This window comes from Gemmatimonadota bacterium, assembly GCA_009692115.1.
In the GTDB taxonomy this organism is placed as follows: Bacteria; Gemmatimonadota; Gemmatimonadetes; order Gemmatimonadales; family GWC2-71-9; genus SHZU01.
The window spans coordinates 40394-66548 of sequence record SHZU01000006.1; the positions used below are offsets into that span (position 1 = coordinate 40394).

Here is a 26155-nt window from a genome sequence, read left to right on the forward strand (position 1 = left end):
GGAATCATGGCCGACCAAGAGCCATCCCTGCGGAGCAACTGGCCGCGTACCGGGCCAAACGGTCCGCTTCGAAGGACGGCTGATGGCCGTCAGGGCTTGGTGGCGGGGGGCCGAGGCTTGAGGAATCCGGACAGGAAGTCGCCCGCTTTGGAAAGGTTGGCCGCAGCCCGGCCCAAGAGATAGCCCACGGCCGTTGGCCAGTCGAGTTGTTGCAGGGCCTTGGTGTCGGACAACGAGGCAAACAATTCCCGCCGCATCCGCCACAACGACGGGCCCGCCGACATGATCGGGTTGTACTCGGCGTCGTATCGCACCCCAACGCCTTCGATCAGCGCCGATGTCCTGGCAAAGTACACCAGGTCGCTCGGCAGCCGGATCGGCCAATTGTACAGCTCCTTCATGATTTCCCGGGTCAGCATGTCGACCCGTTGCCGGGTGGTGGTCCGTTGAGCCGCCAGATCGAGCAGCATATTGACGAGGCGCTCGATCACCCCGCGGTCGGCCCCGGCTTCGACCAGCCCGAGCGCGTAGAATCCGTCGACCACGCCGGCAGTTTGGTTTTGAATGGCCGCGAACACCGTATCGACCAAGACCTTCCGGCGTTCCCGGGGGACTTGAATGACCACGCCGAAATCAAGCAGGACGATCCGGCCCGCGGGATCGACCAAGACATTGCCGGGATGGGGATCGGCGTGGAAGAACCCGTCGATCAACATCATCTGGATGTAGAGCTCCTGAAGCCGCTCAACAAAATCGGGAATCCGGAGCCCGCCGTACCGGGCGGCGGGGTCGAGCCCATCGATCCGGATCCCGGCGATGTACTCCATCACCAACACGTCCCGTCCCGACACCTCGTCGACCACCTCGGGAATCCGGATCCGCGGGTTCTTGGTGAAGTTGGCGCGGACCGCCCGGATGTTGGCGGCCTCGATCACGAAGTCCATCTCGTCGCCGATTCGCCGCTCGAACTCTTCGACGATGGCGGTGAGCGCGTGGGTGTGGATGTTCGGCATCCACCGGGCCACCCGTTCTGAGAGCATTCGTGCCACCTTGATGTCGGTGGCCACCAGCGGCCGGACGCCGGGGCGGAGTACCTTGACCGCCACTTCCCGCCCGCGGTACGAGGCCCGATGAACTTGCCCTAACGACCCGGCCGCGAGCGGGGTCGCATCGAACCGTTCGAAGATCTCGGCCACCGAGCGCCCTCGCTCGGCTTCGACGATCCGCTCGATCTCGGCGTACGGCACCGGGGGCACTTGGTCGGTGAGAGTTCCAAGCGCGTCGGCATACTCGTCCGGCAAGAGGTCGGTCCGCCCCGAGAAGATCTGCCCCAGCTTCACGAAACTCGGCCCGAGGGTGGTGATCGCCCGGAGCAGCCGCCGGGCCCGGGCCTCATGAAACGCACGGCTCCGCGGAATCGGCCCCCCAAAGACCAACCACCGCCGCCGGTCCCGGATGACCGAGACCAGCAACGGCCCCGCATGGCGCAGGATCACGAGGAGCCGCATAGGGGTCGGCGCCGAGCTACGAAATCTTTGCCGGGGCGGTTCGTGGCACGATGCCGCCAAGACCCTTGCCTTGCAGCATCTTGTTGAAGGCGTCGAGGTCGCGGTTGATCAGGCGGTCGAGTTCGTTCCGGGCGCTCTTGGCGCGGTCCTTCAAAACGCCGCCCACTTCCCGCTGCGGCGTGGTGGGGCCGTTATCGGTGCTGACCACGTCGCCGAGCAGGTAGACCATCTTCTCGCCGACCTTGGCGGCGTACCGGATCAGGTCCTGGCCCCGGCCGGTGATCCGGAGTTGGGTGAGTTGCTCTTCGACCGCGATGAACTTCTGCTCCAGTGAGTCAGCGGCTGCTCCAATGGCCTTCTCTTCTTTGGTGACGGCCTTGAGGGTCGCGAGTTGGGTCCGGATCACTTCGATGGTGTTGACCATGTCGACCACGCCGTCGAGCTCACTCCGCATCTCCGTGGCCATGGCGGCTTGGGCCCGGAGGTCGGTGTCGGTGCCGGCGGTGTTGGGGTCTTTGCGGACCTCGAGCGGCTGGGTTTCGGTCCGGACGCCGACGGTGAGCCGGATCGTGTATCGACCCGGGGGCACCAGCATCGAGTGCTGTTGAAGGCTCGGGCTCCGGCGGCCGGCCAATTCAGCGGCCACATACGGGGCGTAGAGCGGTTCGGTTCGGAGGAGGACCTGCTTGGTCGGCTCGGTCTGGAGGTTCCAGGTCACCCGGTTGATGCCGGCGGCCTTCGGCGCGTTGGCGAGCTTCCGAACCTCCTTGCCCTCGGCATCCAGCAGCGTCACCGAGACGGAGTCGGCGGCTCCCTTGAGCCAATAGTTGATTGAGGCACCGTACGGCGGGTTCTGGCCAGTGACGGGATCGTAGCTCGCCGTCATCGGCGCTTCGACGCCTCGGAACCGATAGGCGGGGCGGGGTCGAAACAGGTGAACGTCCTTGGTCGTGACATCGGTGGTCAGCTGCTGGAGCGGAGTGATGTCGTCCATGATCCAGAAGCCGCGGCCGTAGGTCGCGAGCACGAGGTCGTTGAAGTGCTCCTGGACGGTGATGTCGTGCACCGGGGCGTACGGCAGGTTGCTTTGAAGCGATTGCCACAACTCGCCGTCATTGAACGAAATCCAGATCGAGTTCTCGAGCCCCAAGTAGAGCAGGCCACGCCGCACCGGATCCTCCTTGATCCAATGGGCGTACGAGAGCGGCGTCTTGCCGATGCCGCCGACGATCAGCTTCCAGGTCTTGCCGAAGTCGGTGGTCCGGTACACCCAAGGATCCCGGTTATCGACTTGATGGCCGTCGACCGTGATGTAGGCCGTGCCGGCATCGTAGCGGGACGCGACGATGTTGCTGATGGTTCCCCAGTCGAGGAGGCCGGCAATGTTCCGGGTGAGGTTGGTCCAGGTCCGGCCGCCGTCCTGGGTGAGTTGGACCAGTCCGTCGTTGGTACCGGCCCAAATCAGCCCCGCCTGAAGCTTCGACTCGGCAATCGCGAAGACCACGCCGGCGTACTCGACGCCGATATTGTCCGGGGTCAAGCCGCCGGACATACCCTGTCGGCTCTTGTCGTTCCGGGTCAGGTCGGGGCTGATGAGCTGCCAGGTCTTCCCGCCATCGGTCGTGGCGTGGACGTGCTGGCTCCCGACGTAGACCTTATTCCGGTTGTGGGGCGAGATCACCAGGGGGAAGGTCCACTGAAACCGGTACTTCACTTCGGCGGCGGAATGCCCGGCCGTCATCTCGGGCCAAATCTCGACGTTTTCCGCGATCCCGGTCCGGTGATCGTAGCGGGAAACGATGCCGCCGACGCTCCCGAACCCGGAGGCGCTCGACCAGATGATGTTGGGGTCTTCCGGGTCCGGCGTAGCCCATCCGCTCTCGCCGCCGCCGACCGAATGCCAGAGCCCGCGGGGGATGCCGGCGTCGCCACCGAAGCCGGACATCCGGCTGTTGCTCGGTCCCCGGGCCGAGGGGCCGTCTTGGCGGTTGCCGTAGACGTAGTAGGGGATCCGGTTGTCGACGGTGACGTGGTACATCTGGGCCACCGGGAGCTGGACTTGATTCCACGTCTTGCCGCGGTTGGTCGTGATCGAGATCCCGCCGTCGTGCCCGACCGCCATCCGGTTGGCGTTGGTGCCGTCGATCCAGATGTCATGGTGGTCGCCGCCGGGCACCTCGACGTTAGGTGGATCGATCGAGGTCTTGCCGCCGTCGAGGGTTTTGGTCCAGCTTGCGGCCAGGAAGTACGCTTCGTTCTCATTGTCCGGCATCACGGCCATGCGGGTGTAGTATTGGGTCCGCCCGCCTAGGTTCCGGTCGTTGCTGGTCATTTGCCACGTGGCGCCGGCGTCGTCCGAACGCCAGAGCTCACCGGCCTCGGCCTCGACGCCCGGAAGCGGCACGCCGTCGCTGGTTTCGATCAGCGCATACACCCGATTGGAGTTCGATTGCGCCACCGCGAGGTCGGTTTTTCCGAATGGCTTCGTCGGAAGGCCATTGCCGGTGAGCCGCTTCCAGGTGGTACCCGCGTCGGTGCTCTTCCAGATCCCACTCCCGGCCCCGCCGCTGGTCCGGCCCCAGGTGTGGACGACGAACTGCCAGGTCGAGGCGTAGAGAATCCGGGGATTGTTGGGATCCATCACCAGGGCGTACGCCCCGGTGTTGTCATCGACGAACAGGACCCGCTCCCATGACTTTCCGCCGTCCACGGTTCGGTAGACGCCCCGCTCCGGTTGAGGCCCGTAGCCCCGACCCACGGCCGTGGCGTACACGAGATCGGGGTTGGTCGGGTGGATTTGGATGCGGCCGATCCGGCCGGTATTCTCGAGGCCGGCCCTGGCCCAGGTCTTACCCGCATCGGTCGACTTGAACATGCCCCAGCCAACGGAGATGGTGCTTCGGATGTAGGGTTCACCGGTGCCGGCCCAGACGACGTTCGGGTCGGACGGCGCCACCGCCAGCGCCCCGACGGACGACACGGGCTGGGCGTCGAAGATCGATTCCCAGTGGATCCCGCCGTCGACGGTCTTGAAGATCCCTCCGGAGGCCGCGCCAGCGTAATAGACGTTCGGATCGCGCGCTATACCGGCCACGCTGGAGACCCGGTTGCCCTCAGGCCCGATATACCGGTACTTGAGTTGGCCCAGGAGTTCGGAGCTCACCAAGGGCAGGGGCGGGGTTGGCGCGGGGTCGCGTTTGCGTTGGGCGGCGGCTGGAGCGTGAAGCAGGGCGACGAGGGCCATGACGATCGAGAGCGTGCGCGGCATGAGAAAATCCTGTGAGGTGCGGAGTTAGGGCGGAATATAGCGATTGACGCCGGGGCCCGCGTCGCCTACCCTCCCAGGGTGAAACTCGCCACCTGGAACGTCAATTCGATCCGCGCTCGGCTGCCCCGGCTTCTCGACTGGCTCGGCCGCGCCAATCCCGATGTCGTCTGCCTGCAGGAACTCAAGGTCCCTGACGCCGACTTTCCGCTCGCTGAACTTGAAGCGGCCGGATACCGCGCGGCCTTTTTCGGCCAGCGGACCTACAACGGAGTTGCGATCCTGGCCCGGGAACCGATGACCGATGTCTCCGTCGGGATGGCCGACGACAGCCCGGACGACCAAGCCCGCCTGATCGCGGCTACGGTCGGTGGCGTCCGGATCATCTCGGCCTATTTCCCGAACGGGCAGGAGGTCGGGAGTGACAAGTGGGCCTACAAGCTCGATTGGATGGCCCGCCTCGAGCGGCATCTGGCCCGGACCTACCGGCCCAACCAGCCGCTGGTGCTGGCCGGCGACTTCAATGTGGCCCCTGACGATCGCGACGTGGCGCGTCCCGAAGAATGGCGCGAGAGTGTCCTCTGCCACCCGGACGCCCAGGCGGCGTTAGGCCGGATCGGGGCGTGGGGCCTGGTCGACGGGCTTCGGCTCACTGAACCAGGGCCCGGGCCATATTCGTGGTGGGATTACCGGATGCTGGCGTTTCCCAAAGGCAATGGGCTCCGGATCGACCACATCTATGTGACGGCGCCCCTGGCAGGGCGGTGCGTCAAGGCCTGGGTCGAGCGGAACGAGCGGAAAGGCAAGCTGCCGTCCGATCATGCCCCGGTCATGGTGGATCTCGTGGAGGGCTCTCAGGCGTAACGCTGCCCTGTTGGTGCTGGCCGTGACCGGCCCGATGCTGGCCGCCCAAACCCGGCGACGCTGGTGAGAAGACGACCTTGAGAGCCTGATCTCGGTGTCGGAACCGGCGCTTCGACCGGATGGCGTCCAACTGGTGTACGTCCGGGGCCGGGCCGACCTGGCCGCCAATCTGAACCGGAGCGAGATCGTCTTGGTGGCCACGGAAACCGGCCGGGTCCTGACGCAGTGGGAGGGGAGCTCGCCCCGGTGGTCGCCGAACGGACGGGAAATCGCCTCAGCGGGGAGCCGTGACGGCCGGAACGGCATCTGGGTCCGGCAGGTCGAGTCCGGCACCGACCGGTTCTTGGTCGAGACACCGCAATCCAACGCCTGGCTGGGCCGCGGTGCCGCCAATAACTTCGAGTGGTGGCCGGACGGGCAGTGGATTGCCTTCGTGGCCGCCGGGGGCGTGATTGGATATCCCAGCCTGGCCGCCACCTCGAGCGAGCAGGGGCGGCTGGCGGCGTGTCATGCGTTAGGCGCGCCGGCCCATCCGATGGCACCGCACTTCCCGATCGGGATCTATGCGATTCCAGAGATCTCGATGGTGGGTGAACCGGAGCATGTCCTGACCAAGAAGAAGGTGCCGTACGAAGTGGCATTGCCCGGTACCGGGAAATTGCCTGGGGCCAGATCCTGGGCGACGGCGACGGCTTGCTCAAGCTCCTGTTTGCCCGGGAGGACCGCCGGCTGCTCGGCGTCCATGTCATCGGAACTGGAGCCACAGAACTCCTCCACATTGGCCAGACCGTGATCGGCCTCGGTGGTGGTCTCGACTATTTCCTCCGGACCGTGTTCAACTATCCGACCTTGGCGGAGTGCTAACAAGGTGGCGGCGCTGAATGCGTCGAACAAAATGATGGCCGGCGAGGAGTACGGGGTTCGGGGGGCCGCGGCCACCGCGCTGCCATCGGCCCGGCCCGAGATCCTCAAGGCGGCCACCTACTAGGCAGCGGTACCACAACCCGGCGGGGTGTGCGGCCGGGCCTGTCGCTATCTTTTTGTCATGAAACGACTGCCGATTGCCGCGGCCGCGGCGTTGCTGCTGGCGCCGCCTCTGCTCTCCGCCCAGGCTCCCGGACCCGCTTTCTTGGGGCATGGGGTATCCCATGGCCTTGCGGTCTGGCGGGCCCGGACCATTCGGGATGTCCGGTATGACCTGAAGCTCGACCTCACCCCGCTCGACAGCGCCATCGGTCAGGTCACGATTCGCTTCGTCCGCCAGGGTGGCGACGATGCCATTGTCGACTTCCGGGGCCGCCGGCTCCGGTCCGCCACCGCCAACGGCCGGCCGGTTTCACCGGGCGCATTCAACGGGAACCACCTTCGGATCCCTGCCGGACTCCTTGCTTCGGGCCCGAACACGGTCGAGATCTCGTTCGTTTCCGACATCGCCCCGTCGGGGGCCAGCATCATCAAGGTGCACGACCCCGCCGAGCGAACCGACTACCTCTACACGTTGCTGGTTCCGGCCGACGCAAATCAGCTCTTCCCTTGTTTTGACCAGCCCGACCTCAAAGCCCGGGTCACCCTGGCCCTCACGACACCCCGCGACTGGAACGCGCTCGGCAACGGTTCCCTGGCGCGAACCGACTCAGCGGCCGACCGGACGACCAGTCATTTCACCGAAACCAAGCCGCTTCCAACCTATCTGATTGCCTTCGCCGCCGGACCCTGGGCCCGGGTTGCCTCGACCCACAAGGGCCGGACGGTGAACCTGTTGGTTCGTCGGTCCCGCGCCACAGAGGCCGACACCGATACGCTCCTGGCGCTCCAGCACCGGGCCCTCGACTGGATGGAGCAGTACTTCGGAACGCCATATCCCTTCGAGAAATACGATATGGTCCTGGCCCCCGCCTTTCCGTTCGGCGGCATGGAACACCCCGGCGCGATCATGTACAGCGAGGATCGGTTCATTTTTCGGGAGCGGCCTACCCTGACGCGGCGGCTCGACCGGTTCTCGACCATCCTCCACGAGACGGCCCATCAGTGGTTCGGCGACCTCGTTACCATGAAGTGGTTCGACGATCTCTGGCTCAAGGAGGGTTTCGCGACGTACTTGGGCGCCAAGGCCCTCGCCGACCTCGAACCGGGTAGTGACGCCTGGAAGACGTTCTATCAAGGGAACAAACCCGCGGCGTACGCCGTGGACCAAACCCTCGGGACCACGCCGCTCTGGCAGCGGATGGCCAACCTCGACCTTGCCAAGAGCGCCTACGGAGCCATCGTCTACAACAAGGCGCCGAGCGTGCTGAAGCAACTCAACTACCTGGTGGGTGACTCCGCGTTCCAGCAGGGCGTCCGCTCGTTTCTGACCACTCACGCCTATGCCAACGCCACGTGGCAGGATCTGCTCTCCGCCATCGGCCGCGCCGGGAACCGTTCGCTGGCGGGGTTCGGGCAGAACTTCATGCTCCGCCGCGGGATGCCCGTTGTCGATGTGCAGATTCGGATCCGGAACGGGACCATTGCCCGATTGGCGCTCCGGCAACGTCCGGCCCAGGTCACGCTGTCCGGGCCGGCTCCTTGGCCGATGCGGACTGAGGTCCTCCTCGCGTACCGAGACGCACCGGCGGTGCGGATCCCCGTGACCTTGACCGCCGCAACGACTGAAGTTGTGGCCGCCCGCGGCAAGCCGGCCCCGCTTTTCGTCTTTCCGAACGCCGATGACTACGGGTATTTCCTCTCGCTCCTTGATTCGGCGAGCACCGAAGCGCTCGAGACCGGGGCCCTTGGCGGGGTCAAGGACGGACTGCTTCGCTCGATGCTCTGGGGCGCGCTCTTTGACCAAGTTCGCGATGCCCGAATGGCTCCGGCGCGGTACGCGGGCCTCGTCCTTCGCGAGCTGCCCCGGGAGCAAGATGAGCAGCTCGTCTCCGCGTTGTTGGGGCGGCTCGAGCGGACCGTCCGGGCCTACCTTCCGCCGGCTGAACGGGAGCCGGTCCGCCGGGAGGCGGAGCGGGTGCTATGGGCGGGGGCCATCGATGCTACCAGGGCGTACGGGATTCGGCGGGGCCATCTGGATGCGTTCGTCAGCCTCGCGACGTCGCCGTTCGGGACAGCTCGAATGGTGGCCCTGCTCACCGCCGACTCGGCGGCGGGCGAGCCGGTCCGTGACCCGACTCGTTGGAATATCGTGGAGCGTCTCCTGGCGCTTGGCGCGCCGGAGGCGGAGGCCGCGCTGACCGCTCAGGTAGCACGCGACACGACGCCCGACGGCCGCCGCCGTCGGTTCATCGCCGGCGGGGCGAGACCAACCGCCGAGGCCAAGGCGGACTACTTCCGGCGCTACTTTGCTGATACTGCCCTCAACGAAGATTGGGCCAGCGGCAGCCTCGGTCCTTTCAACGCGATCGAGCACGAACGCCTAACGCTCCCGTACCTTCGGCCTGCGCTGGATTCGCTTCGGTACATCCAAGCCAACCGCCGGATCTTCTTCCTGGGCTCGTGGCTCGGCGCATTTCTCGGGGGCCAGACCGGGCGGGCCGCTCTCGACGTCGTCCAGGAGTTTCTGGCCGACAATCCGAAACTCCCCGCCGACCTCAGGCAGAAGGTTCTTCAGAACACCGACGAGTTGGAACGAACCGTCCGGGTCCGGCTCGCCCTCCCACTCTCGGGCCGGCCATGAGGCACCTGGCGTGATCCAACTGGTACGACACGGATTGGTCTCCGAGGTGGTGCTATCGACCGCGGTCAGCCGGACGGTCGGTTTCCGGGTCAGTGCCTTCTACCATCGTGGCTTGGTAATCGACACGGGCTTTCCCCGGATGGCCGAGACGTTCTTTTCGTGGCTCGCCACGGTGTCGGTGGCCGGATTCATCGTCACCCACTTCCACGAGGACCACGCCGGCAACCTTGGGTTGGTCACGGCCCGCGGCATTCCGGCAACCGTGTCGGCAGACACCCTGCGGCGTCATCGGGATCTGCTGCGGGTGCCCCCCTACCGGTGGGTGGTGTGGGGACACCCCCATGTTAGTGTCCGCGATCCTGAGCCGGCCGATCACCCGTTCCAGTTGATTCCGACGCCGGGCCACTCCGCGGACCATCTGGCCGTCTACGATCCAGATGCCAGGATCGTGTTCTTGGGAGACCTCTTCCTCGGGGTCAAAGCCGCGCTGGCCCATGCCGATGAATCGCCGAGCGCCATGGTTGCGAGCCTTCGAACGGTTGCGGTGCTCAATCCGAAAGCCGTGTTCGACTCACACCGTGGCTCGCTCCGGGATCCCGTAGCGACGCTCACGAGCAAGGCGGACTGGCTCGAAGGGACCATCGAGGCCATTCGCACGGCCGGTCGGGCGGGGCAGCCGGCCGTGGTGATCGTGCGTGAACTCCTCGGTGGAGAGGACCGGGCGGCGCTGGTGTCGTTCGGCCAACGGTCGAAGCGGAACTTCGTTCAAGCAGTTCTCAACGGTCAGTGAGGGTCCTACCGACATCGAGTCCGAGAGTCGATTCGCCCGTTTGCCTCGCTCGGCGGTTACGACGTCCAGATCTCCCGAACTTGACACAGTACCATAGTACTAGTACGCCTGACCAAGAGCTGCTACCCCGGCTGGCGGTCCGAGGCGGCCGCCGCGCTCCGGCAGGAGTTCGAGTTGCCCCTCGGTGCGAAGATCACGGCGCTTTCGAAGGGCATCCGGATCAAGCTGGCGCTACTGCTGGCGTGCTGCCGAGGGGCGGACCTCTTGGTCCTGGACGAGCCCACCGACGGGCTCGATCCGGCGTCGACGGAAGCAGTGCTCGCGGCGTTGATGGGGGTGGCGGCCACTGAGGGCACCACCATGCTGATCTCGTCGCACCACATCGAGGAGATCGAGCGAGTTGCCGACCGGGTGGCGCTGGTCAACCGGGGTCGGGTGCTCCTCGAGTCCGGATTGGATGAGGTTCGCAACCGATTTCGGTGGGTCCGGGTCGTGGTGGACGAAGCGAGCGATGCCGTGGCCGGCCTCGCGTCTGAGCCCGGGGTGGTTCGGGCCGACCGGTCCGGACGAGTGATCACGCTGTTGGCGGATCTGGAATTGGTCCGCCTCGCCTTTCCGCGCCGAGTGTACACCCAAAGCCACACGGACTATGTGGCCGAAGTGCTGGTCCACCTCAATCAGACGAGGGGAACGTAGAAATAGGACTTCCGCCGCCAGAGAAGGCCTTCCTTGAAGCGGTAGCAATCGGCGAATTGGAGGTCAACCGGCGTCCCGTCCTTCTTGGCTCCGACGAATCGGCCCCAGCAGGCGCCAGCCTCGGGCTCGAGCGCGAAGCACTCGAACCGGTGCTCCCCCTGGATCGCCCGGATTTCCCGATAAAACCGAAGGGTCTGATCGCGGCCTTCGATCAGGGCGAACCCCGGGCGATCGTAGACGAGATCCGGATGAAAGTAGCGGGCGACGGTTTCCCAGTCGGCAGCGTCGATGGCGCGGAACATGGCTTCGAGGTCGGCACGAGTCACAGGTCCTCCCGGATGAAGCGACACGAATGGTGACGCACCGGAGCCTATGGCCGTTGCCTCGTTTGGACAAGCGGGTCACGAGGCGGTACCTTCGGCCGTTGACCCTCCCGATCCGGTACGCCCATGCCCCTGTCCCGTCGTTCGTTTCTGGCGACCGCCGCTGTGTCGCCGCTGGTGTCCCCGTCCCTCGGGTTACCGAGCGCCGACCCGTCGTACGCCGCCGATCCAGCCCGGTTCGAGCCCTGGATCGAGGTCGATTCGGCAGCGCTTCGGGCCAACGTGGCGGTGCTTTGGGAACTCGCCGGGGGTCGGCCCATCATGGCGGTGGTCAAGAACAACGGCTACGGACTCGGCATCAGGGCGGTGGCGAGGCCGCTGGACGCCGACCCGCGGGTGAGCGGATTTGGTGTCGTAAAGGTCGCCGAGGCGTTGGCACTCCGCGACGCTGGGGTTCGGAAACCGATCCTCCTCCTGGCGCTGTTCGACGCTGCTGACGGGGAAGAACTCGTCCGGCGGGGGATCACGTTGAGTCTGGGTGTTCCGGACATCGGCGCCCGAGTCGCGAAGGCCACCACCGGGGCCGGGCGCTCCGCCCGCGGGCAGTTCTACATCGACACCGGGATGAGTCGGATGGGGCTCCCGTACCACACGGCCCTTCCCATTCTGCGCGACCTCTCGCGTCAGCCGCGACTGGAAATCACCGGGATGATGACGGAGTTGGCTGAGGAGCCTGAGTTTGATGCCGAGCAAGTCCGTCGGCTCTCGACCCTGGCCGCGGAAGCCCGAGCGGCCGGAGTAACCACCGGACCGTTGCATGCCGCGTCCTCGCACGCGGTCTTCAACCGCAAGGAGACCCTGCTCGACGCCGTGCGTCCGGGGATTTCGCTGTTCGGCGCCTATCCCACTGACGATGGGAGCGAGCGCTCGATCGCCGCGCTGACGGTGGCGTTTCGTCTCAAGGCCCGGGTGGTCAGAGTGGAGCAACTCCGGTCCGGCGACACGGTCAGCTACGGCCGCCGGTTCAAAGCCGAGTCACCGACCTGGGTGGCGACGGTCCCGATCGGGCACGCCGACGGGTACCCGCGGTCGGCGGTTCGAGGCGGGCAGATGTTGATTGGCGGCCGGCCGTATCCGGTGGTCGGGGCCGTGAGTGCCAGCCATGCCATCGTCAACCTCGGTGCGGCCACCGCCGTGAAGGTCGGCGACGTCGCAATAGTCTTGGGGCCGGACCATGCGGCCATCCATCCGAATACCCTCGCCGGCACGACCGGGATTTCGGTCTACGACGTCCTGATGCATCTGAGCCCGAGTCTGCCCCGGATTGGGTGAGGAACCCCGGGGTGCGGTTCCGCACTGCGACGGATCACCCTAGCGGTGAAAGAAGTACCGGCCCTTCCACCGGGGCCGGGTGGTCTGGGCCGACCGGCGCCCCGCGCCCGCCCCGTCGGCGGGCGGCAGCTAGCCGGCCTGGCCCGGCACCTCGACCTCCGATTGCCGCGACACCCAGGCGTAACAGGCCACGATCAGCGCCGCGAAGAGCGCCGCCCCCACCCACCGCGAGGCATTCGCGAATTCCGCTCCGACCAGCCCCAACGGCGCCGGGTTGCTCGTCGCGACGATCAGACCGGCATTGAGGACGCCGAGGAGGCTCTCACCGACGATCAAGCCCGAGGCGAGTAACACTCCAAACCGGAGCGCCATATCGGCATTGCCCCGCCGGGCCATGGCCCGATTGTAAAGCCACCCGATCACCGCGCCGAGCACCACTGGTTGGGTGGCGTCCATCGGGAGATAGATCCCGATCCCGATTGCCAGCGGCGACAACCTGAGCAGTTTGAACACCCCGAGTAACTCGTCGACGAAGATGGCGGCGAGTCCCACCAAGGCCCCGATCCCGATCAAGTTCCAGTCGAGCTCCGCGTTGAGGACGCCGCGCGCCAAGGTCGAGATCAAGGCGGCCTGCGGGGCCGGAAGCGGTTCGGCGGTAATGGCCGAGCGGTTGGGGTCGCCGGGGAAACCATAGGCCTGGTTCAAGAGATCGAGGATCGGGGGAATGATGAGGGACCCGGCCACGACGCCGACGATCAGCGCCACCTGCTGCCGCCAGGGCGTGGCGCCCACCAGTTGCCCGGTCTTGAGATCCTGGAGATTGTCGTTCGAAATCGTGGCGATCGAAAACACGATCGCCACCGCAAACAGGGCAAAGGCCACCAACGCGTTCGTGGCGCTTCCACCTAACGTCGGCTGGACGAACACCGCCAGGAGCAGCGCCGCCGACACCGTGGCCAAGATCCCGATGCCGGACACCGGACTGTTCGACGCCCCGATCAACCCAGCCATGTAGCCGGCCACCGTGGCGACAAACGCGCCCATCAGCAGCGTGAAGAGCACCCCGGTCACGACCAGCGGCCACTTGAGCGGACTCAAGGGGCCGGTGCCGATGAAGTCGGCAAACAGCCAGCCGATCAGCACCAGGCAGACCAGGCTCAGTCCCCCGATCAGGCTAAGCGGTAGATCGCGATCGTCGGTGGCGCCGGTCTTGGCCGCCGCCCCCGCCCGCGCCGTCGCGATGATGCCGGCCGTAACCGGCCGGATCAATTTCAGCAGACTCCAAATCGCCGCGACCCCGATCGTCCCGGCGCCGATGAACCGCACCTGGGTCCGCCACACCGTCATGGCCACTTCGGCCGCCGGCCCGTCAATGCCCGCACTCAACAACGGCGTGGCCACTCCCCAGGCGATCAGCAGTCCGGTGAGCATCGCCAAGCCTACCGAGATGCCGACCAGGTGGCCCGCTCCGAGAAGCGCCAAGGAAAATCCAAGGTTGAACCCCGTCGCGCCGGTACCGATCCGGAAATAGTTTGCCAGGTTGGCCGCCGCGACCCCGGTGGCCGCCACGATCTGGGCACCCGCCGCGACCAGCGCGCCGACCAGGACGATCAGCGGACCACGTTTCCGCTCGATGGCATTGGGCGAGGCTTCATCGCCGGTGGCGCCGACCTTGAGCACTTCGGCGGCCGCGACACCCTCGGGATAGGGCAGCGGGGAGTTGACCACGAGGGCCCGCCGGAGCGGGATCGAAAACAACACGCCGAGGATGCCGCCCAGCGCGCAGATCGAGAAGGTGACCAAGAACGGGAAGCTTCGCCACCAGCCCACCATGATGAGGCCGGGCAAGACGAAGATAATGGCCGAGAGGGTTCCCCCGGCCGAAGCGACCGTCTGGACGATGTTGTTCTCTTTGATTGTCCCGGTCCGGAGAGCCCGGAGGACACCCATCGAAATGACCGCCGCCGGGATCGAGGAGGCGATGGTCAGGCCGACCCGAAGGCCGAGGTACACGTTGGCGGCGGTAAAGACCGCGGCGATGATCGCGCCGAGAATCAGGCCGCGGAGGGTGAGTTCGGTTTCGGCTTTGGCCATGAGGTCTCGCGCGAGGGATTATGAAGATAACCCGCCGGCGGCGGCCATGAAGGAGTTCAGCTTGACTGGATCGAGCCGTCCATCTGCTCGCGTCGAGGCCCCCGGCGAGGAAGACCGGAATCGAGACCGCCAGCCGAATCGCCGCGCTGAGATCCCAATCGTGAACCCGGCCGGTACCACCAAGTTCCTTGATTGCGAGGCCCTGGTTTCCCGAATCGAGCAACAGCCCATTGGCCTCGCTGGAGATCGCGACCGCCTCGGGGATCGACTCCGGACCGGTGACGGGAACCACCTGAACCAGCGACACGGCGGGGAGCAACCTGCCCAGTTCGGCGGATTCGCCCGGCGCGAGTCGGTCACAAATCTGGATGGTCGATGTCCCACAACGCCGATGTTGCGCCGCGATACCCACCGCTGTTCGGATGTTGGTCAAAAGAAACGTGGCGGTGGGTCCGCATCTCTCGGTCAATGGCCGCGATCAACGGCTCCGGAATGACCCCGGGCCCGCTCGGCATGGCCGACACCGCCCCGACCGCGCGCGCCGGCCCGGACGGCCAAGTGCGCCTCAGCGACACTCGAAATGCAACCAACCTTGATCTGCGGCTTCAACGCCTCGGCTCCCGAGCGGCACCTCGCGTATTAGCATCTGCTCGAGGCCCGGCAATTCTCGCTCTCGGTTGATGTGCCGCTGCTCCAGTGGGGCGCCCGGAAAGAAGCGATCGGGGCCGCCCGCTCGGATCGGGACCGGGCGGTCAGCAATGCGCGCGGCGTCCTGGCCCAGGCGGCCCAGGATGCCCATTTCGCGGCCCTCCAACTCTCCCAGGCCCGCCGTTCATTGGCGCTCTCGGCCAAGGCGGATACGGTTGCCGGGAAGCGATTCGAGGTGGCCTACAATCGGTCCGTGATCGGACGGATCCAGATCGACAATCTCTATGTTGCCCAGACTGAGAAGGATCAGGCGCTGGCGCGGTTCGTTCAATCGCGCCGGGGGTATTGGCAGGCCTACTTCCGGCTCCGGCGCGCCACGATGTTCGACTTCGAGACCGGAAACCCGATTCAATAGCCGGGTCCGATCCTGGCTGGTATCTTGGAGGGGTTGGTTTCCCCTCACTATTCGGAGTCCCCGCATGCTCAGCTCCGCCGTCCGCTCGATTGCCGTGGTTGCGTTGCTCGCGGGAACCGCTACCGCGCAACGGACCGTCAAACCCGTCCTCCACGGCCGCCATTGGGTGGCCATCACCGGGAAGCCGCTCGCCGCCACCGCCGGCGCGATGATTTTTCAGCGCGGGGGCAACGCCGTCGACGCCACCTGCGCGATGCTCGCCGCCGTCACCACGATGTGGGATGTGCTCTCATGGGGTGGTGAGACCCAGGCCCTGATCTACCACCCCGGCCTGAAGAAAGTGATCGGGATCAATGCCCTCGGCGTCGCGCCGACGGGGGCCACGCCGGAGTTCTACCGCTCCAAAGGGATGAACTATCCGCCCGAGTTCGGTCCCTTGGCCGCCGTGACACCCGGTACCCCCGGCGGGCTGATGACCATGCTGGCCGAGTATGGGACCATGTCCCTGGCCGAGGTGCTGGCGCCGGCCATCCAGATGGCGGACGGGTATCCGATCGAAGCCCAGACCGCCAACAGTATCGAAAGCCAAAAGAACTGGATCAAGCAGTGGCCCTATTCGAAGGCGCTCTTCCTGACCCATCCCGGCCAGAAGCGGGAGGCGCCTAACGCCGGTGAAATTTTCCAGCAGGCCGATTTGGCCGCCACCCTCCGGAAGCTGGTCGAGGCGGAAGCCCGGGCCAAGAAGGCGGGAAAATCCCGGAAAGAGGCGATCTACGCCGCCTACGACCGGTTCTACAAGGGAGACATCGCGGCCGAAATCGCCCGGTCCACCCAGGAACAAGGCGGCTTGATCACGGTCGAGGACCTCGCCAACTGGAAAGTGAAGATCGAGGAACCGCTTTCGACCACCTATCGAGGGATCGAGGTCTTCAAGCTCCGGGAATGGCAGCAGGGGCCGGCGTTGCTCCAGGCCCTCAATATCCTCGAGAACGCCGACCTCAAGTCGATGGGCTACAACAGCACCCGCTACGTCCACACCGTTTATCAGACTATGAGTCTGGCGTTTGCCGACCGGGACTTTTACTACGGTGACCCGGCGTTTCCGCCGGCGAGCCCGATCAAGGGTCTTCTGTCCAAAGAATACGCCAAACAGCGATTCGGCCAAATCAATTGGACGGAGAACGACCCCACGATCAAGCCCGGCGATCCCTATCCGTTCCAAGGCAGCCAGAACCCGTTTCTTGAAGTGCTGAAGAGCTGGCCGCCCAAACCCAAGCCGCAGCCGAACACCACCGACCAGGCCGCGATGTCGTTCGATGAGGCGTTCCGGGCGGGAACCACGTCCATTCAAGCGGCCGACGAAAACGGCTGGGTCGTGTCGGTCACCCCGAGTGGCGGATGGGTCCCGGCGGTCATCGCCGGGAAAACAGGGGTCGGTCTGAGCCAACGAGCCCAGAGTTTCGTCCTCGACCCCGCCGAAAGCCCCTTCAACGTGATGGCGCCGGGCAAACGCCCCCGGGTCACCCTGACGCCGACCCTGGCGTTGAAAGACGGCAAACCCTACGCGTCATTCGCCGTGCAGGGTGGCGATACCCAGGATCAGAACCTGCTCCAGTTCTTCCTCAACATGGTGGAATTCGGGATGAACGTGCAGCAGGCCGTCGAAGCGCCGAATATCGCGAGCTACCAAATGCGGAGTTCGTTCGGGGCCCACGAGTCGCGCCCGGGCCGGATGACGCTGAATGAGAGTATGCCGCCCTGGGTCCGCGATGACCTCAGGAAAATGGGCTACACCCTCGACTTTGCCCGGAGCACCTCCGGACCGATCAACGCAATCTTCTTCGACTGGGTCCACGGATCGTTTTGGGGCGGTTCGAGCACCGATGGGGAAGACTACGGCATTGCCTGGTAGGACCTTACGGCTCCAGTCGGAAGGATGGCGTGTGGCGGGGCCGGACCGCTGGAAAATGGCGCCGGTCGGTGGTGAGCAAGGTGGTGACCAGACCCCGCTCGGCCGCCGCCACGAGGCTCGCGTCGACAAAACCGAGCCCGGCCGACTCATATTGCCTGACCAGGTCGGCCACCCGGGCCAGGTCCTCATCGGCCAGGAATGGATCGAGGAGGAACTCGCCGTCGGCCAACGCCCGGATGAACAGCGATTCGGCCCGAGACCCGATCCGGGTGGCCAGCAAGTGGGTGACCTCGGCCAGGATCGTCTCGGGTAACCGAATCTCGCCGGCGTTCCGCTCCCAGAACCCGGTGACCCGGGCGTGCCACGCGTCGTCGCGATCAAGCAGCGCGAACACGGCCCCGGTGTCGGCGAGGATCACCGATGGGGATCCTGCCAAAGGAGTTCGTCGACCCGTTCCGCCGTATCGGAATGGCCCGAGGCGAACTGGCCGGCCAAGCTGGGCAGTTTGCGTTTCATGTGGTCCTCCTCCGTGATGTGCTCCAGGAGCGCCTCGCGCACCACTTGGGCGAAGCTCTTTCCCTCTTTGGTTGCGTAGCGCTGGGCCTTTTTCAAGAGATCCTCTTCCAGGAAAACCGTGGTTCGACGCATGGCATATATATGCCATCATGGATATGCCTTCGTCAAGGGTCAGCCAGCCGACGACCCAAGCTAGGGCTTGGGTGAAGTCGGTGGTAACCAGATTTTAGGGGATTTGGAGCCTTCCGCCGCTGCCGGCTACCCGGGGATGACGAGTCGCTCCATGTCTTTCCAGCGGCCACGGGTAAAATCCGGAATGGAGACCGGCTTGCTCCGGTTGGCCACCGACTGCTCGGTGGTCGCGCAGATCACGCTCCAGGCGGCGGCGTCATAGACGTTCTGGTCGGTCGGGAGCCCCTGCCGAAGGCAGTGGATCAGGCGCCAATCCTCCAGGAAGTCCATTCCGCCGTGGCCGCGGGTGGCCTGCTTGACCCGGTCCGATTTCCAGAGCGGGTGGTCGTGGCTTTCGAACCATCGCTCGATCGAATCCCACCGATCCTCCCGTTCGCTCTTGCCCTCGACGTAGACCCGGCGGGGATAGCCTTCGACCAACCCCTTGGTACCCTGCAACACGTACTTGCGGCTATAGGGCCGGGGCAGGTTGGTGTCGTGGGTGATGTAGATGGTCTGGCCCCGAGTGGTTCGGATCAGCGAGGTGTTCACGTCACCCAGCCGGTAGGTCTCCCTCCGCTTTGGGCTGTCGGCCGGGATGTGCTCGGCCGCCCAGGCTTGGAGGCCTCGGGACGGACCGCTCATCGAGACCACGTAGTCGAACTGATTGCCTCGATTGATATCCATGGCCTGGGCAATGGGGCCGAGCCCGTGGGTCGGGTAGAAGTTCCCATTCCGCTTGGTGGCGTGAGCCCGTCGCCAGAGGCCTTCACCCTCGTCGGCGAACTTGATGGCCCGAAGGTCGTGATTGTAGCCGCACTCCCCGTGGAGGATTTCGCCAAGGATTCCCTGCTGAGCCAGGTGCCACGCCAGCATTTCGAGCTGGTCGTAGCAGCAGTTCTCCATCATGACGCAGTGTTTCTGGTAGCGCTCCGCCGCCTCGACCAACGCCCAGCAATCGTCCACCGTGTAGGCGGCCGGCACTTCGGTGGCGCCGTGCTTGCCGTGCGCGAGCGCGGCCAGCAGAACCGGGACGTGCCATTCCCACGGCGTCGCGGTGAACACCAGGTCGAGCTCCTCCTCGGCACAGAGCCGCTCGAAGTCGCGCTCGCCGCGGGTGTAACCGGTCGGTTTCCGGTGGCCCGCCTTGACGGCCAAGTCCTGGGCCCAGGCAACCCGCTCGGGCACGATGTCACAGACCGCGGTGAGTTCGACCCCGTCGATGGCCAGCAGGTTCTCGACGTGGGTTCCCCCCTGACCGCCGATCCCGACGAAACCGATCCGGACTCGTTCCATTGGTGGGGCCCGGAAGAAGCCGCCCGGCTGTGGGTCGGCCTGGAGCAGCGAAGGCAGCAGCGAGGAGGCAGCCCCGAGGGCCGCGGTCTGTCCGATGAAGTTCCGGCGGGTCTGGTCGTGGCTCATGGGGGGCTCCCGGTAGTCCGCCGGATGAAGCCGGCGAACCCGGTCATATAGGTATCGCGGTCCAGTTCCCAGGCGGAGTCGTGGTCGCCGCCTAACGCGATGAACGTCTTCGGGTCGGGAGCCACCCGGAACAGCGTTTCCCCGTGCGCGAAAGGAATCGTCCCGTCGGCCCGGGCATGCATGACCAGCAACGGCATCCGGAGTCGGCCGAGTTTGGCTTCGTTGTCGAACCGGTTCTCGGCCAGGGTTTCGATCGGGAGGTACGGGTACCGCCCTTTGGCGACACGGGGCACCGACCGGAAGGTGCCTTCGAGGATCAGTCCGGCCGCGGGCGCTCTGGTGGCCAGCTCGGTCGCGACTCCGCCTCCGAGCGAGTGTCCGTAAATGACGATCCGGGCCGGATCGATCCCGATCGTGTCCCGCAGGTAGGTGTACACCGCCCGGGCATCCTGGTAGAGGCCAAGCTCGGTCGGCACTGAGTCGGTGCTGGCGCCGAATCCCCGGTAATCGAATGCCACGACGTTGATGCCGTGCTTGACCACATCCGCGTAGAACCGCTGCCGTTTGAGCAGGGTGATGTTGCCGGCATTACCATGGCACGTGATGAGCCAGGGGCCCGCCGAGTCAGCGGAACGGACGATCCAGGCTACCAGTTCGATGCCTGGCGCCGATCCAATCCGCCTGGCTTCGATTGCGAGGCCAAGCGAATCGGCGATCGGAATCTGCTCACGGCCCCCGTACGAGGTGGGTTGAAACACCATCCGGGGTTCGTTGGCCAGCAAGTAGACGACCATCCCGCCATAGCTCAGCGCCGAAATGGCCACCACGGCCAGGACGCTCCGCCGGATCAACGGCTTCATGCGCTCTTGTCGCCGGAGGTGAGCGCCTTGAGGAGTTGATACCAAAACGAAACGGCTTGGTGGAACGGCTCCACGCCGACCCGCTCATCCCGGCCGTGGGCCCGCACGTCATTCGCCTCCTCGAAGATCGCTCCGACCCCGTACACCGGGATTCCGCCGTTCCGAACGAAGAGCCCGTCGGTTGCCCCGGTCGACATTTCAGGGACCATGGTCGCGCCCGGCCACATCTGCTTGGCGATTCGTTCGACCGGCCCGACCACGTCCGAGCGGAGCGGCGACGGCGGGCTCGGCTCGGAGGGCTGGGTCACCGTGATCTGAATGGTGGGATCGGCGACGACCCGCGCCAGCTCAGCCTGCACCGCTTCTCGGGTATCATCGGGGAGCAACCGGCAGTTCACGGTGGCCTTGGCCAACTGGGGGAGGGCGTTGTCGGCGTGGCCCCCCAACAGCCGGGTCGCGACACACGTCGTCCGCATCACCGAGTTGAAATAGGGCGACTGGGCGCTCAGCCGAGCGGCGGCGGCCGGGTCGGCGGTGGCCGCGACGGCCTTCATATCGGCCGCGGTCTGGCCGGTTTCCGCCAGGGCGCTTCGCTCGAAGAACGCCCGGGTGGTTTCGTTGAGGCGGACCGGAAAATCGAACCCCGCCAGACGGCCAAGTCCCCCGACGAGGTGATAGATCGCGTTGTCCCGAATCGGCAGCGAACTGTGGCCTCCTTTGTTTCGGGCCTCGAATGAAAACGTCAGGTAGATTTTCTCGGCCGTTTGGACCGAGAATGTCTGAGGCTTCCCGTTGACCAGCAAACCGCCGCCGCCGTCGGTGTTGAGGGCGTACTCGGCGTCGATCAGCGCCCGGTGTTCCTTCATCAACCAGACGATGCTTTCCTGTACCGTCTCCTCGTCCGCCGTCAGGACCATGATCAGGTCGCGGTCGGGCACGAACTTTTCTTGCTTCAATCGGATGAAATTAGCCACCAACGTAGCCACCCCGGCTTTGTTGTCCGCCGTTCCGCGCCCGTAGTAGAAGCCGGCTTCCTCCTTGAAGATGTAGGGATCGAACGACCAGTCCTCCCTGCGGGCGTCGACTACATCCAGGTGCGCCATCAGCATGATTGGCTTCTTGCCGGAGGCGCGGCCTCGATAGCGGGCCACAAGGTTCTGATACCGCGGCTGGTGGCCAAGGACGGCGATATCGCTCGCTGGGAATCCGGCGGCCTTGAGTCGGGCCGCGATGGCTGCCGCCAGCTCCGGGGTGTGGCCGGCCGAGTCGCTGGTATTGACCTCGATCAGTTCTTTGAGGATGGACCGCTCGAGGACCCGGGCCGGGTCGGCGGATTGGGCCAGTGCGGGGGTGCTCACCAGGGACCCAATGATCCCGATTGCCAAGACGACGCGCATGCGGTGCTCCAAGAAGACCTGCGAGGGGTTGATACCGAGTCTCAAATATACGCCGCTACTACGAGGAAGGCCGTCGGGCCGTCTTGAGGACGACCCGGCGGCCGGGGTAGGGGACCGAGCTGGTGTCTTTCGAGCCTACGGGATCGGATTGCCCTCGCGGGCCACGATCGTGGCCTAGTTCGTATCGGCCACCTTGAGTCGGGCGTCTGGGTCCTTCTTCCAGCCTCTTCAACCCGATGCTGACCGATTTCTTGAAGACCCTCGGAGTCATGTAAAAAAAGCGGGCCGAAGCCCGCCTCCCTTCCCAACGATCCCGTGGTCTAGTTCTCGACCAAGATCAAGAACTTCGAATTGGCCCAGAAGCTCTCGGGGTTGGTAATCTGGAGAGTGCCCCGGACTTTCCCCTTGGCTTGGGCGGCCAAGTTGGCAAACGTCAGGTTCTGATTGGTGATGACCTTGTATTGCTTGTCGGCCTTGGGCATCGGGATCTCGGCGGTCTGGCGCCGGTCGATCGCGGTGAACGCCGACGGGTCGAGGTTGTCGGCCGGCTTCAGGGTCTCACCGGTGCGAGTCACCAACAAGAACCGGGTCCCGCCGACTTCGCGGATGATGCCCTTGTCCATCAGTTCTTTCTTGGAGCCAACGACGTAGTAGACCGTGTTCTCGCGAGTGGTCAAGGCCGAGACGGTGTCTTGGAGGACGGTCTTTTCCACGGCCAGCGTGGCCACCTGGGCCTTGGTCAGGTTGAGCTCGGACTCGAGGTTGGCGATCGAGGTCTTCTGGCCCTCGATCATCGCCTTCAAACCGTCGATCGTAGTCTGGAAATCGGCCAAGACAACCCGGAGGCTGTCGGACTCGCCGGTCAACTGTTTGATTTTCCGCTGGCTCGAAGCCAGCCGGGCTTCGCTGTTCTTGAGCCGCGCGGTCAGGTCCTTCACCTTCTTAAGGACCAAGACCAGGTGGCTCGGTGAGGCGGCCAAAGGGCTTTCCGGGGCCACGACCGGCTCGACCGCCTTCTTCTTGGCGCCGCCGACGGTCGCCAGCTCGACGTTGATGTCGGCCAGGAGCTTGGTGGTTTCCGCCAGATCGCGGAACAGGCTGTCCTTGGTGGCCGACACAGTGGACATTTGCTGGACCTGGGTCCGGAAGAACTCGGTCGAATCGGAGGGGATCGATTGGACCACCTGGCCCCGGGGGGTGGCGTTGCAGGCGAGGCCGGTCAGCAGAGCGAGGGTGACGAGATGGCGTTTCATGGAGCTGTCTTTCTCCGTAGTGGCAAGACCTATCCCTGTCTGGGTCTTCAAGATACGGAAGATGGTCTGGTCGCTTTCCAAAGCCAAGGGACGACCGAGTCGGCCCGGTTGCACATCCTTAGACAGTGTCGGGTGCCTTGACACTTGCCCTATCTGATCCCGAAATTGTAGTCAGGCAATCAGTTCGGCCTCATCTTAGGGCCGATGTCCACTTTCTAACTTGAGGGATCCGGTATGCCTCGTTTCCTGCAATCGTGGCTGTTGGTGTTCACCCTGAGTGTCGTCCCCGCCTGGCTGGCGGCCCAAACGGGGTCGATCGCGGGCCGAGTCACCGACAGCGCCCGCTCCGTCGGCTTGGGCGGCGCTCAGATCTTGGTTCGCGATCCCAGCGGTCGGGGCGCCGGGTCGGCCGTGAGTGCCTCTGATGGGAGTTTCCGGGTTGATCAGTTGGCTGCCGGGGTGTATTCGGTCTCGGTGGCGTTGATTCCGTATAGTGCGAAGCGGTTTGACGGCGTGACGGTCACGGCCGGCGGGACCGCCACGGTGACCGCGGCGCTCGTCAACCGAGCGTTCCTGCTTGATGAAGTCCGGGTCAGCTCGGTCTCCCGGGTCCCCGAGAAACTGAACGATGCTCCGGCCCGTATCACGGTGATTCCGGCGGTGCAGATCCAGGAGCGAGCGGCCCTTTCGGTGCTCGACCACTTGAAGACCGCGCCGGGCGTGTCGTTCTCGGAGGGTGGTCTGGTTCAATCGAACATCGTGTCCCGCGGCTTCAATAACATCTTTTCCGGGTCGCTGCTGACGCTGATCGACAACCGGTACGCGGCGGTGCCGTCGCTCCGGGTCAACGTACCGGCCTTCTTCTCCTCGACCAACGACGACATCGAACAGATCGAGTTCGTGCTCGGACCTGGGGCGGCTCTCTACGGCCCCAATGTCACCAACGGCGTGCTCCACATCATCACCAAGTCGCCGTTGACCTCCCCCGGCACCACGATTTCAGTCGAGGGTGGTTACCGAGGCAAGTCGCCCTCCGTGGTGGGGACCTCGGCGGCCGACAAGAACGGCGGCGTGTTCCGGATGGGCTTTCGGCACGCGACGCGGCTTTCACCGAAGCTCGGATTCAAGGTGTCGGGCGAGTATCTGGCCGGCGACGACTGGCGCTACGCCGACCGGGGCGACACTCTCCGGCCGAAGGCGACCGGTGGCAAAGATCGGTGTACGTCGACGGCCATCGGCTGCCGCGATTTCGATATCCGGCGGTGGGGCGGTGAGGCCCGGGTCGACTTCAAGCCCAACGACAACACGGAGTGGATCACCAGCTACGGTCGGACCGAGGCCGGCAGTCTGATCGAGCTGACCGGGATTGGCGCCGGTCAGGCCCGGAATTGGCGATTCCAGCACCTCCAGAGCCGGTTCCGCCACAAAGAGTTCTTTGCCCAGGTCTTCGGCAACTACAGCAACGCCGGCGAGACCTTTCTGCTCCGCGACGGCAACCCGATCCGCGACAACTCGCGAACCCTGGTTGCTCAGGCCCAACACGGTTTCGGGTTGGGTGCGAAGCAGACCTTCATCTACGGCGTCGACTACATCTACACCGACGCCCGGACCAGCGGCACGATCAACGGGTCGAACGAGGGCGACGACACCATCAAGGAAGTCGGGGCGTATATCCACAGCGTGACGAAGCTGAGCCCGACATTCGACATCGTCTCAGCGCTCCGGGTCGACAAACACAGCCGGCTCGAATCCGCCGAGTTTTCGCCCCGGCTCGCGTTGGTCATGAAGCCGAATGAGGACGTCAACCTCCGCTTGACCTACAACCGCGCCTTCTCGACGCCCAGCAACAACAGCCTGTTCCTCGACATTGCGGCCGGCCGGGCCGGCCCTTATACCGTCCGCGCCCTGGGGGTGCCGAAGTCCGGGTTTCATTTTCGGGCCAACGGGGGCTGCGCCGGCGGAATCGACAACCTGTGCATGCGGGCGATTCCGGTCCCGGGGGCGCCAACCACGTTGCTCCCGGCGCGGGCCACGGCCCTATGGCAGCTAGCGGTCGGGTTGGTTTCGGCCAATCCGCTGGTTCCCGCCCTCCTGAAGCAGTTGCTGGCGGCCATCCCGGCCCCGACGACGCAGGTCAACACTCAGTTGCGGCTCCTCAACGCCACGACCGGACAGTTCACCGCGATTCAGCCCAACCAAGTAACCGATATCGGCGCCCTCCGGCCGAGTATTTCCAACACCCTCGAATTCGGGTACAAGGGCAATGTCAGCGGCAAGGCGAGGATTTCGGTTGACGTCTACTATGAGCGGCGCGAGAACTTCGTTGGCCCGCTGATCGTCGAGACCCCGAATGTGTTCCTGGACGGCGCCTCGTTGGCGGCCTACCTCACGGCGGCCTTTACTCCCGCGATTGGCGCAGCGGGGGCGGCCCAGGCGGTGGGTGCGTTGGCCCCAGCCCTGGCCGGAATCCCACTTGGCACCGTGGTGCCGAATGACGGTGGGTCGCTGGTGGGTCGTCCTGACATTTTCCTGACCTACCGAAACTTCGGGTCGGTCGATCTTTACGGGAGCGACATGGCCTTCGACTACATCGCCAACGACCGGTGGTCGTTTGCGGCGACCTACTCACTGGTCAACAAGGACTACTTCACCGCGGCTGAAGTGAACGGCCCGACGAACATTGCACTCAACGGCTCCAAGAGCCGGGGGTCGGCCACGGTCCGGGTTCGGAACGACCCGCAGGGGTGGGCCAGTGAGGCGCGGGTCCGGTACGTCAAGGGGTTCCCAGTCAACTCCGGTGTTTACGTCAGCCCGCAGAACTCCGACGGCAGCTTCATCCCGACCGATTCCTACGGTGTGGTCGACATCCAGGGGAGCTATCGGCCCAAGTTCGGGGCTCGGAACATGATCATGTCGGTCAGCGTCAACAATGTGTTCGACAAGGGCTATGCCACCTTCGTCGGGGTGCCGAAGATCGGGCGCCTGATCATGTCGAAGGTGTCGTACACGTTCTGAGCGAGGG

17 protein-coding genes and 2 pseudogenes are annotated in these 26155 nt (G+C 65.2%); 9 read left to right on the forward strand and 10 right to left on the reverse strand.

Annotated elements, in window-relative coordinates; translation table 11 throughout:
- Positions 1-89: 89 nt before the first annotated feature.
- Both EXR94_08465 and EXR94_08470 read right to left on the reverse strand, forming a co-directional pair.
- Positions 90-1508, reverse strand: a complete 1419-nt coding sequence (locus EXR94_08465) for an AarF/ABC1/UbiB kinase family protein (GenBank protein MSR02757.1) — start codon at positions 1506-1508, stop codon at positions 90-92.
- A 16-nt stretch (positions 1509-1524) separates the two neighbouring features.
- The gene (locus tag EXR94_08470; protein ID MSR02758.1) at positions 1525-4776 is read right to left on the reverse strand and encodes a sialidase; all 3252 of its coding nucleotides are present in this window, start codon (positions 4774-4776) and stop codon (positions 1525-1527) included.
- 78 nt (positions 4777-4854) lie between these two features.
- Here EXR94_08470 and xth point away from each other — a divergent pair, with 78 nt between their 5' ends.
- The 5 genes and pseudogenes from xth to EXR94_08495 all read left to right on the forward strand — a co-directional run bounded on the left by xth (position 4855) and on the right by EXR94_08495 (position 10790).
- Positions 4855-5637 (forward strand): exodeoxyribonuclease III, encoded by a 783-nt coding sequence (gene xth / locus EXR94_08475; protein MSR02759.1) that lies wholly within the window; start codon positions 4855-4857, stop codon positions 5635-5637.
- Positions 5638-5830: 193 nt separating this feature from the next.
- Positions 5831-6625 (forward strand): annotated as a pseudogene (locus tag EXR94_08480) (hypothetical protein).
- A gap of 57 nt (positions 6626-6682) precedes the next feature.
- Positions 6683-9304 carry an aminopeptidase gene (locus EXR94_08485; protein MSR02760.1) on the forward strand — a complete coding sequence of 874 codons (2622 nt, stop codon included), beginning with the start codon at positions 6683-6685 and terminating at the stop codon, positions 9302-9304.
- Between the two features lie 10 nt (positions 9305-9314).
- Positions 9315-10094, forward strand: a complete 780-nt coding sequence (locus EXR94_08490) for an MBL fold metallo-hydrolase (GenBank protein ID MSR02761.1) — start codon at positions 9315-9317, stop codon at positions 10092-10094.
- A 174-nt stretch (positions 10095-10268) separates the two neighbouring features.
- Complete coding sequence (locus EXR94_08495; GenBank protein ID MSR02762.1) at positions 10269-10790, forward strand: hypothetical protein; 522 nt, start codon at positions 10269-10271, stop codon at positions 10788-10790.
- Here the strand turns inward: EXR94_08495 and EXR94_08500 are convergent.
- A complete protein-coding gene (locus tag EXR94_08500; protein MSR02763.1) occupies positions 10772-11116 on the reverse strand; it encodes a nuclear transport factor 2 family protein in 345 nt (114 codons plus the stop codon). The genes EXR94_08495 and EXR94_08500 overlap by 19 nt on opposite strands.
- 123 nt (positions 11117-11239) lie before the next feature.
- Between EXR94_08500 and alr the strand changes: the two genes are divergently transcribed.
- Positions 11240-12445, forward strand: a complete 1206-nt coding sequence (gene alr / locus EXR94_08505) for an alanine racemase (protein ID MSR02764.1) — start codon at positions 11240-11242, stop codon at positions 12443-12445.
- A gap of 129 nt (positions 12446-12574) precedes the next feature.
- Here alr and EXR94_08510 read toward each other — a convergent pair whose 3' ends face one another.
- Together EXR94_08510 and EXR94_08515 are read right to left on the reverse strand one after the other, a co-directional pair.
- Positions 12575-14539 (reverse strand): oligopeptide transporter, OPT family, encoded by a 1965-nt coding sequence (locus EXR94_08510; GenBank protein MSR02765.1) that lies wholly within the window; start codon positions 14537-14539, stop codon positions 12575-12577.
- A gap of 18 nt (positions 14540-14557) precedes the next feature.
- Positions 14558-15148: pseudogene (locus EXR94_08515) on the reverse strand (phosphoribosylanthranilate isomerase).
- 37 nt (positions 15149-15185) lie between these two features.
- Between EXR94_08515 and EXR94_08520 the strand changes: the two are divergent.
- A complete protein-coding gene (locus EXR94_08520; GenBank protein MSR02766.1) occupies positions 15186-15602 on the forward strand; it encodes a hypothetical protein in 417 nt (138 codons plus the stop codon).
- 64 nt (positions 15603-15666) lie between these two features.
- A complete protein-coding gene (locus EXR94_08525) occupies positions 15667-17514 on the forward strand; it encodes a gamma-glutamyltransferase family protein (protein ID MSR02767.1) in 1848 nt (615 codons plus the stop codon).
- 4 nt (positions 17515-17518) lie between these two features.
- On the opposite strand, the gene EXR94_08530 is transcribed toward EXR94_08525, so the two are convergent.
- From EXR94_08530 to EXR94_08550, 5 genes are all read right to left on the reverse strand, one after another.
- A complete protein-coding gene (locus tag EXR94_08530; protein ID MSR02768.1) occupies positions 17519-18181 on the reverse strand; it encodes a PIN domain-containing protein in 663 nt (220 codons plus the stop codon).
- A 107-nt stretch (positions 18182-18288) separates the two neighbouring features.
- The gene (locus tag EXR94_08535; GenBank protein MSR02769.1) at positions 18289-19623 is read right to left on the reverse strand and encodes a Gfo/Idh/MocA family oxidoreductase; all 1335 of its coding nucleotides are present in this window, start codon (positions 19621-19623) and stop codon (positions 18289-18291) included.
- A complete protein-coding gene (locus EXR94_08540) occupies positions 19620-20483 on the reverse strand; it encodes an alpha/beta hydrolase (GenBank protein ID MSR02770.1) in 864 nt (287 codons plus the stop codon). The genes EXR94_08535 and EXR94_08540 overlap by 4 nt, the downstream gene beginning before the upstream one ends.
- Positions 20480-21880: a M20/M25/M40 family metallo-hydrolase gene (locus EXR94_08545; GenBank protein ID MSR02771.1), complete on the reverse strand. Its 1401-nt coding sequence runs from the start codon at positions 21878-21880 to the stop codon at positions 20480-20482. The genes EXR94_08540 and EXR94_08545 overlap by 4 nt, the downstream gene beginning before the upstream one ends.
- Positions 21881-22200: 320 nt before the next feature.
- The gene (locus EXR94_08550; protein ID MSR02772.1) at positions 22201-23133 is read right to left on the reverse strand and encodes a hypothetical protein; all 933 of its coding nucleotides are present in this window, start codon (positions 23131-23133) and stop codon (positions 22201-22203) included.
- Positions 23134-23367: 234 nt separating this feature from the next.
- Here EXR94_08550 and EXR94_08555 point away from each other — a divergent pair, with 234 nt between their 5' ends.
- A complete protein-coding gene (locus EXR94_08555; GenBank protein MSR02773.1) occupies positions 23368-26148 on the forward strand; it encodes a TonB-dependent receptor in 2781 nt (926 codons plus the stop codon).
- The last annotated feature ends 7 nt before the right edge of the window (positions 26149-26155 follow it).